This is a genomic window from Bifidobacterium felsineum (genome assembly GCF_002802915.1).
Lineage (GTDB): Bacteria > Actinomycetota > Actinomycetes > Actinomycetales > Bifidobacteriaceae > Bifidobacterium > Bifidobacterium felsineum.
Map to the genome: position 1 here is coordinate 1 of NZ_PEBJ01000019.1, position 216 is coordinate 216.

The 216-nt window shown below is 56.5% G+C and carries 2 tRNA genes; both read right to left on the reverse strand.

Features of this window, described 5'->3' with window-relative positions:
• Positions 1-4: 4 nt before the first annotated feature.
• Positions 5-77 (reverse strand) — tRNA-Ala (locus CSQ86_RS09680).
• Between the two features lie 66 nt (positions 78-143).
• Positions 144-216: transfer RNA gene (locus CSQ86_RS09685), tRNA-Ala, on the reverse strand.

Sequence of the window (216 nt, forward strand, 5' to 3'; positions counted from 1 at the left end):
TTCGTGGAGCTAGGGGGATTCGAACCCCCGACCCTCTCCATGCCATGGAGATGCGCTACCAGCTGCGCTATAGCCCCAAATGGGTGATTCATGACTCATGAATCTTGAGAAATCATCAACACTGGCCGTTGATGACCTCTTCGTGGAGCTAGGGGGATTCGAACCCCCGACCCTCTCCATGCCATGGAGATGCGCTACCAGCTGCGCTATAGCCCC